The organism is Streptomyces spiramenti, from assembly GCF_012034385.1.
GTDB classification, from domain to species: Bacteria; Actinomycetota; Actinomycetes; order Streptomycetales; family Streptomycetaceae; genus Streptomyces; species Streptomyces spiramenti.
Map to the genome: position 1 here is coordinate 1 of NZ_JAAVJB010000221.1, position 8,263 is coordinate 8,263.

Annotated in this window: 2 protein-coding genes, 1 tRNA gene and 1 rRNA gene; 3 read left to right on the top strand and 1 reads right to left on the bottom strand. The window is 70.5% G+C overall.

Annotated features, from left to right (window positions below; all coding sequences use genetic code 11):
• Together rrf and HCJ92_RS19865 are read left to right on the top strand one after the other, a co-directional pair.
• A 5S ribosomal RNA gene (gene rrf / locus HCJ92_RS19860) occupies positions 1-115 on the top strand; the annotation flags it as partial.
• A 5-nt stretch (positions 116-120) separates the two neighbouring features.
• A tRNA-Thr gene (locus HCJ92_RS19865) sits at positions 121-193 on the top strand.
• A 254-nt stretch (positions 194-447) separates the two neighbouring features.
• Here the strand turns inward: HCJ92_RS19865 and HCJ92_RS19870 are convergent.
• Positions 448-3,045, bottom strand: coding sequence for a SpoIIE family protein phosphatase (locus HCJ92_RS19870; protein ID WP_338054276.1), 2,598 nt, complete (start codon positions 3,043-3,045; stop codon positions 448-450).
• 308 nt (positions 3,046-3,353) lie between these two features.
• On the opposite strand from HCJ92_RS19870, the gene HCJ92_RS19875 reads away from it, so the two are divergent.
• Positions 3,354-8,263 (top strand): HAMP domain-containing protein (locus HCJ92_RS19875; protein WP_420824747.1); only part of this gene is annotated, 4,910 nt, incomplete at its 3' end.

The window sequence follows — 8,263 nt, forward strand, 5'->3', positions numbered from 1 at the left end:
CGGTGGTCATGGCGAGAGGGAAACGCCCGGTAACATTTCGAACCCGGAAGCTAAGCCTTTCAGCGCCGATGGTACTGCATGGGGGACCGTGTGGGAGAGTAGGTCGCCGCCGAACAAATTGCCCCAATAGCTCAGTCGGTAGAGCGTCTCCATGGTAAGGAGAAGGTCAACGGTTCGATTCCGTTTTGGGGCTCAGTAGTAAAGGGAGCGGATCCCACCTCATCGAGGTGGGATCCGCTCCCTTTTGCGTTGTGGCGGCTTGCGTCCCCGTGCTGCCCTCGTCCGTCGGAGCCACCGCGGCGGGGCTGCCCGGTAGTTCGGACCGCGCGGTACAGTCCGCCGGCGTCGCGTCGGTCTGCCGTTCGACAACGCCGCGGAGCGTGGCGACAACCGTGCACCGCGGCCCCTGGTGGCGTCCCGCCCTCCCGGCGGCACACCACCGGGAGGTCACTCCGGGATGCGCAGCGCCAGGATGGCCATGTCGTCGGAGGGGGAGTCGGCGGCGAACCGCTCCACTGCCCGCATGACTCTCGCGGCGACGGCACCGGCGGTCAGACCGGTCGAGGAGGAGAGGACCTCCGCCAGCCCGTCGTCGCCCAGCATGCGGGTGCCCTCCCGGCGTTCCGTCACGCCGTCGGTCACGCACAGCAGGACGTCGCCGGGCTCCAGGACGTAGGTCTCCTCGTGCAGTTCTAGGTCGTCCATCACGCCGAGGAGCGGTTGCGGGGTCGCCGCAGCCGTGACGGTGCCGTCCTGCTGCAGGCGGAGCGGCAGGGGATGGCCCGCGCAGACCATGCGGAGGTCGGCGCCGCCCCCCGGCCGCGGTCGCAGTTCGCCGTAGAGGAGCGTCAGGAAACGGGCGCGCGGGCCCTCGTCGAGGATGGCCGCGTTGAGCCGCTCCAGGACGGCCGGCCCGTTGAGACCCTCGCGGGCCAGCAGCCGCAGCGCGTGCCGTGCGAGGCCCGTCACGGCCGCAGCGAGGGGGCCGGTGCCGCAGACGTCCCCGATGGCGAAACCGTAGGCGCCCTCGGAGATCGGGAAGAGGTCGTAGAAGTCGCCGCCGACCTCGTTGCCGGCGCCCGCGGCACGGTAGATGACCTCGACATCGACACCGTCGATGTCCGGCAGCTCCGGCGGCAGCAGGCTGCGTTGCAGCGACTGGCTGATCGCGGTCCGCTCGCTGTACAGCCGCGCGTTGTCCAGGGCGAGCGCGGCCCGGCGGGACAGGTCGCCGGCGAGCTCCAACGTCTCCTGGCGGAAGCGCTCGTCGGCGCCGCGGCCGAGCACCAGCAGTCCGATCACGCGGTTCCTGGCGAGGAGCGGGAGCACCACCGTCTCCCCGCCGACCGCGGCGGCCGTGGCGAGGCTCGTGCCGGGCGCCGCCGTGCCCTTGTGCGCCTCACCCAGCGCCAGGCGCCGGAGTGAGCTCCGTAGCGCGGTGTCGTGCGCCGCGTCGGCGGGGGCGGTCCAGGGACTGACGCCGCGGGTGACGTCGGGGTCCGGCGGCGGCACCCGCTCCAGCAGTGCCTTGATGCCGTCGATGCGGTCCTCGTCCTCGTGGAGGACGTAGGCCAGTTCGGGCTCGGGGCTCTGCTCGGGCAGCGTGTAGACCGCGCACCAGGTCGCCAGCGTCGGCACGGTCATCTGTGCCATCAGCGCGAGGGTCTGGTCGCGGTCGAGCGTGCCGGCGAGGAGTTCCGATGCCTCGACGAGGAACGACAGCGAACCGCGGCGCAGCCGTTCCAGTTCGGTCAGCCGTGCGGACTCCACCGCGAGTGCGACGCGGTCGGCGGCGAACTGGAGCCGCAGCGCCTCCTCGTTGGTGTAGCGGCCCGGGGTCTCGGAGGCGACACCGAGCGAGCCGGTGAGGCGGCCCTCGACCTTGAGGGGCACCGTGACGACGGCGTGCATGCCGGTGCCCGAGAGCAGTGGCACGGCGCCCGGTTCGTCCACGAGGTCGCCGTGCACGGACGGCATCCGCGCCGATCCGTACCGACCGCCACCCGTCTCGACCACGACGCGGGCGAACCGCTGACGGGTGGAGGACAACCCCGTGGAGGCGCGGACCTCCAATTCCGTCTCGTCGTCCGTGGCGAGCAGTAGGAACGCGGCGTCTCCGTCGAGCATGTCGCGGGCGCGTTCCACGATCCGCTGGAGCAGCCCGTCCAGGTCGTCGGGGGCGGGGGAGCCGATGAGGGCGTCGAGGCCCTCCGGCGACTGGTCGTGGTCGCCCGGTGCGGAGGGACGGGTGTGGCTCTGCAGCACCGCGCGCTCGTGTTCCCGGACCAGCAGGCAGACGGTGGAGGGCTCGCCGTGCGCGTCGCGGACCCGCAGGTGGGTGGCGTACACGGGCAGCGTTCGCCCGTCGGCCGCCCGCAGGCCGTAACTGCCCTCCCAGCGGGAGAGCGCCAGGGCCTCGGCGATCCCCGTGCCGGTGCCCGGGGTGTGCGGCCAGGCTGCGAGGTCACCCAGCGGCTTTCCGATGACCTGCTCCGACGGGTAGCCGAAGAGGTCGGTGGCGTCGCTGTTCCACGCGGAGACGGTCTGCGCCGCGTCGACCTGCACCACGGCGACATGCACCTGGGTCTCGCCGAGCGGGAGCTTGTCGTCGGTCACGACCGGCCCCGCGGACCTCGTCCCCACCGGCAGTACCGGCTCGTCGAGCCGGAACCAGACGCGTTTGTCCGCGGCGGTGTACTCCACGCCCCAGCGCGAGGAGAGCGCGGCGCAGAGCATCAGGCCGCGTCCGCCCTCGCTGTCGGGGTCGACCGCGCCGCGGCGGACGTGCCCGACCGGCAGTTCGCGTTCCGGGTGGCGGTCCACGATCTCGATGCGCAGGCCGGAGCCGTCCCGCAGACAGTGCACCTCCGCCGGCGTGCCGGCGTGCACGACCGCGTTGGTGACCAGCTCGCTGGTCAGAACCACCGCGTCGTCAACGAGATCGTCGAGTCCCCACCCCTGCAAGGTGTCGCGGACGAATCCGCGCGCGGCGGCGACGGACCGGCCGACCGGTTCGAAGGTGGCCGCAGCTCGCGCGGTGATCACTTCGCTCCCCCAAAGGTTCTCGTGGGCGGGCTGCCTGTGGCATCCGAAGGCTAGGTTACTGAGGTCCGCCGTCACAGCGGACGGCGCGTCCTCTGAATCCCCCCGGACCGGGAGATCCCTGGCACGCGATGCCGCCGAACTGTTATCGCCCGGTTGAGGTGGGGTGAAACACTGGGAATGCTCGGAGCGAGGACCTGGGCAGATTCGGTCGAGACCGCGGGAGGGACACAGTGGTGTCAGACGGAGGAGAGGTACGCCCCGAGGCACGGGGGCGGCGGGGCGGAGGCCGGGGGGGTGCCACCGTCGAAGTGGACGCAGCCGCCCTGGATCGCCTGCTCTCCGCGCTGGTCTCCATGCGGGAGGGAAACTTCCGCCGGCGGCTGACGGTGGCCGGGGAAGGCCCCATGGCGGAGCTGGCCGCCGTCTACAACGACGTGGCGGACCGGAACCTGCACCTCACGGGCCAGCTGGCCCGGGTGCGCCGCGTCGTGGGACGGGAGGGCAAGCTCACCGAGCGGCTGGAGGCCGGGTCGCTGGAGGGGGCCTGGGCGAAGGCGATCGACGACGCCAACGACCTGGTGGAGGATCTCGCCCGTCCGGTCTCGGAGGTCGGGCGGGTGCTCAGTGCCGTCGCCGAGGGCGACCTCGCCGAGCGGATGGATCTGCGGACCCAGGTGGACGGGGGCGCCGGCCGGCCGCTGCGCGGCGAGTTCCTGCGCGTGGGGCGGACCGTCAACGGCTTGGTGGACCAGCTGTCGGCGTTCACCGACGAGGTGTCGCGCGTCGCGCTGGAGGTCGGTACCGAGGGCAATCTCGGCGGTCAGGCGAAGATGCGAGGCGTGTCGGGCGCCTGGAAGGACCTCACCGACTCGCTCAACACGATGGCGTACCGGCTCACCGCCCAGGTCCGCGACATCTCGCGGGTCACCACCGCGGTGGCGCACGGCGACCTCACCCAGAAGGTCACGGTGCACGTCGCCGGCGAGATGCTGGGGCTGAAGGACACCGTCAACACGATGGTCGACCAGCTGTCGTCCTTCCAGTCGGAAGTGACCCGGGTGGCCCGCGAGGTGGGCACCGAGGGGCAGCTGGGCGGTCAGGCGCGGGTCGACGGCGTGGCCGGTGTGTGGAAGGACCTCACCGACTCCGTCAACCTCATGGCGGACAACCTGACCGCGCAGGTCCGCGAGATCGCGCAGGTGACGACCGCGGTCGCCAACGGTGACCTGTCGCAGACGATCACGGTGACCGCTCGCGGCGAGATCGCGCAGCTGGCCGAGACGATCAACGCGATGACCGAGACGCTGCGGACCTTCGCGGACGAGGTCACCCGCACCGCCAGCGAGATCGGCACCGAGGGCAAGCTCGGCGGTCAGGCCCGGGTGCAGGGGGTCGCGGGGACGTGGAAGGACCTCACCGACTCGGTGAACACCGCGTTCCGCGACCTGACGGCCCAGGTGCGGGACATCGCGACGGTGACCACGGCGGTGGCCAACGGTGATCTGACGCAGAAGGTGACCGTCGACGTCGCGGGCGAGATGCTCGGGCTGAAGAACACCGTGAACACGATGGTGGACCAGCTGTCGTCGTTCCAGTTCGAGGTGACGCGCGTCGCCCGGGAGATCGGTGACGAGGGTGCGCTGGGCGGTCAGGCACGGGTCGACGGCGTGGCCGGCGCCTGGAAGGACCTCACGGAATCGGTGAACACCGCGTTCCGGAACCTGACGGCCCAGGTGCGGGACATCGCGACGGTGACGACCGCGGTGGCCAACGGTGATCTGACGCAGAAGGTGACCGTCGACGTCGCGGGCGAGATGCTCGACCTCAAGGTGACCGTCAACACGATGGTCGACCAGCTGTCGTCCTTCGCCGACCAGGTGACCCAGGTGGCCACCGAGGTGGGCACGGAGGGGCGGCTGGGCGGTCAGGCGCACGTGGACGGCGTCGCGGGCGTCTGGAAGGGCCTCACGGACTCCGTGAACTCCATGGCGTCCAACCTGACCTCCCAGGTGCGCGGGATCGCGCACGTGACGACCGCGGTGGCGCAGGGCGACCTGTCGCAGAAGATCACGGTGGACGCCCGGGGCGAGATCCTGGAGGTCAAGAACACCATCAACACGATGGTGGACCAGCTGTCGTCGTTCGCCGAGCAGGTGACCCGGGTCGCCCTGGAGGTGGGCACCGAGGGCCGCCTCGGCGGCCAGGCGCAGGTCCCCGGCGTGGACGGCGTGTGGCGCGACCTCACGCACTCCGTGAACGGCATGGCATCGAACCTGACGGGGCAGGTCCGGGGGATTGCCCAGGTCGCGACCGCAGTCGCCCGGGGCGACCTGTCGCAGAAGATCACGGTGGACGCGCAGGGCGAGATCCTGGAGGTCAAGAACACCATCAACACGATGGTGGACAACCTCTCCTCGTTCGCCGAGGAGGTCACCCGGGTGGCCCGTGAGGTGGGCACCGAGGGGCGGCTGGGCGGCCAGGCCGAGGTTCGGGGTGTGGCGGGGACCTGGAAGGACCTCACGCAGTCCGTGAACGGCATGGCGAACAACCTCACCGCGCAGGTGCGGAGCATCGCCGAGGTCACCACGGCGGTCGCCAAGGGCGACCTCACGAAGAAGATCATCGTCGACGCGCAGGGCGAGATCCTCGCCCTGGTGACCACCGTGAACACCATGGTGGACCAGCTGTCGTCCTTCGCCGACCAGGTGACGCGCGTCGCCCGTGAGGTGGGTACCGAGGGGCAGCTGGGCGGTCAGGCGCAGGTGCGGGGGGTCTCCGGCATCTGGAAGGACCTCACCGACAACGTGAACCTGATGGCCCGCAACCTCACCGAACAGGTGCGGAACATCTCCGGCGTCGCGACCGCTGTCGCCAACGGCGACCTCTCCAAGAGCGTCACGGTCGAGGCCTCCGGTGAGATCGCGCAGCTCGCCGACTCCGTCAACACCATGGTCACGACCCTGTCGTCGTTCGCGGAGCAGGTGACCCGGGTGGCGCGCGAGGTGGGCACGGAAGGGCGTCTGGGCGGCCAGGCGCACGTGCCCGGCGTCTCTGGTACGTGGAAGGACCTCACCGAGTCGGTGAACGGCATGGCCAACAACCTGACCGGCCAGGTCCGCAACATCGCGATGGTGACGACGGCCATCGCCCGCGGTGACCTCACCAAGAAGATGGACATCGACGCCCGGGGCGAGATCCTGGAGCTGAAGACCACCATCAACACGATGGTGGACCAGCTGTCGTCGTTCGCGGAGCAGGTCACCCGGGTGGCGCGCGAGGTGGGCACCGACGGGCAGCTCGGCGGTCAGGCCCGCGTGCGTGACGTCGCCGGTACCTGGAAGGAACTCACCGAGTCCGTCAACGAGATGGCGGGGAACCTCACCCGCCAGGTCCGCAACATCGCCCGCGTGGCGACGGCCGTGACCCGCGGCGACCACAGCGTGAAGATCGACGCGGAGGCCGCCGGCGAGATCCTGGTGCTCCAGGACAACATCAACACGATGATCCGGAACCTACGGGAGACCACGCTCGCCAACAAGGAGCAGGACTGGCTCAAGTCCAACCTCGCCCGGATCTCCGGGCTGATGCAGGGCCGTCGCGACCTCACCGATGTGGCGAACCTCATCATGGGCGAGCTGGCGCCGGCCGTCTCCGCGCAGCACGGCGCGTTCTACCTGGCGAAGCCCGCGGGCGGTGACACCGACGTGGTGGCGGGAGCAGGCGAGAGCGGCTACGAGCTGCAGCTGATCAGCAGCTACGCCATCGCGCCCGGCAGCATGCCGACGGTGTTCCGGCCGGGTGAGTCGCTCATCGGCACCGCCGCCCAGCAGCGGCGGGCGATCTTCTACGGGCAGACGCCGGAGGGGTACCTCAAGATCTCCTCGGGGCTGGGGGAGGCGCAGCCGGCACACGTGGTGGTGCTGCCCGTCCTCTTCGAGGACCGGGTGCTGGGCGTGGTGGAGCTCGCCTCCTTCCAGCCGTTCACCCAGATCCAGCGGGACTTCCTGGGGCAGATGGCGGAGATGATCGCCACCAGTGTCAACACCATCGCGGTCAACACCCGTACCGAGGTGCTGCTGACGCAGTCGCGCGAGCTGGCCGACCAGCTGGAGAAGCGCTCGGTCGAGCTGGAGCGGCAGCAGCGCGCGCTCCAGGACTCCAACCTGGAGCTGAAGGACAAGGCCGACCAGCTGGCCTCCACCAACCGTGACATCGAGGTGAAGAACTCCGCGATCGAGCAGGCGCGGCAGGTGCTGGAGGAGCGCGCCGAACAGCTGGCGGTCTCCATGCAGTACAAGTCGGAGTTCCTGGCGAACATGTCGCACGAGTTGCGGACGCCGCTGAACTCGCTGCTGATCCTCGCCAAGCTGCTGGCCGACAACAGCGAGGGGAACCTCACGGGCAAGCAGGTGGAGTTCGCCGAGACGATCCACGGGGCGGGTTCCGACCTGCTGCAGCTGATCAACGACATCCTGGACCTGTCCAAGGTCGAGGCGGGCAAGATGGACGTGTCGCCCACGCGGATCGCGCTGGTGCAGTTGGTCGACTACGTCGAGGCGTCCGTGCGACCCCTCACCGCGGAGAAGAACCTGGAGTTCTCGGTGCGGGTGTCGCCGGAGTTGCCGGCGACCCTGCACACGGACGAGCAGCGTCTGCTCCAGGTGCTGCGCAACCTGCTCTCCAACGCCGTGAAGTTCACCGAGGCCGGCTCTGTGGAGCTGGTGATCCGACCGGCTTCCGAGGGGGTGCCGGAGGAGATCCGGCAGCACATGATGGAGATCGGGGCGGTCGTCGACTCGACCGCCCCGCTGGTCGCGTTCGCGGTGACCGACACCGGCATCGGGATCGCCCCGAGCAAGATGCGGGTGATCTTCGAGGCGTTCAAGCAGGCCGACGGCACCACCAGCCGCAAGTACGGCGGTACGGGGCTGGGCCTCTCGATCAGCCGGGAGATCGCGCGGCTTCTCGGCGGTGAGATCGACGCGGCCAGCGAACCGGCCCGCGGCTCGACCTTCACGCTGTACCTGCCGCTGTACCCGGCGGAGTTGCCGCCGCCCGGCTACGGGGAGCTGGCGGCAGGGGCCCTCGCCATAGAGGCCGCGGACCGCGCGGCCGAGAACCGGGTCGCCGAGGCCGGCGGCCTCGGCGTGCTGGAGCCGCCGCGCGGTGTCCCCGCCATCGGCCCGGCCCCCGCGGGGAGCGGGGACGACGGGGAGCC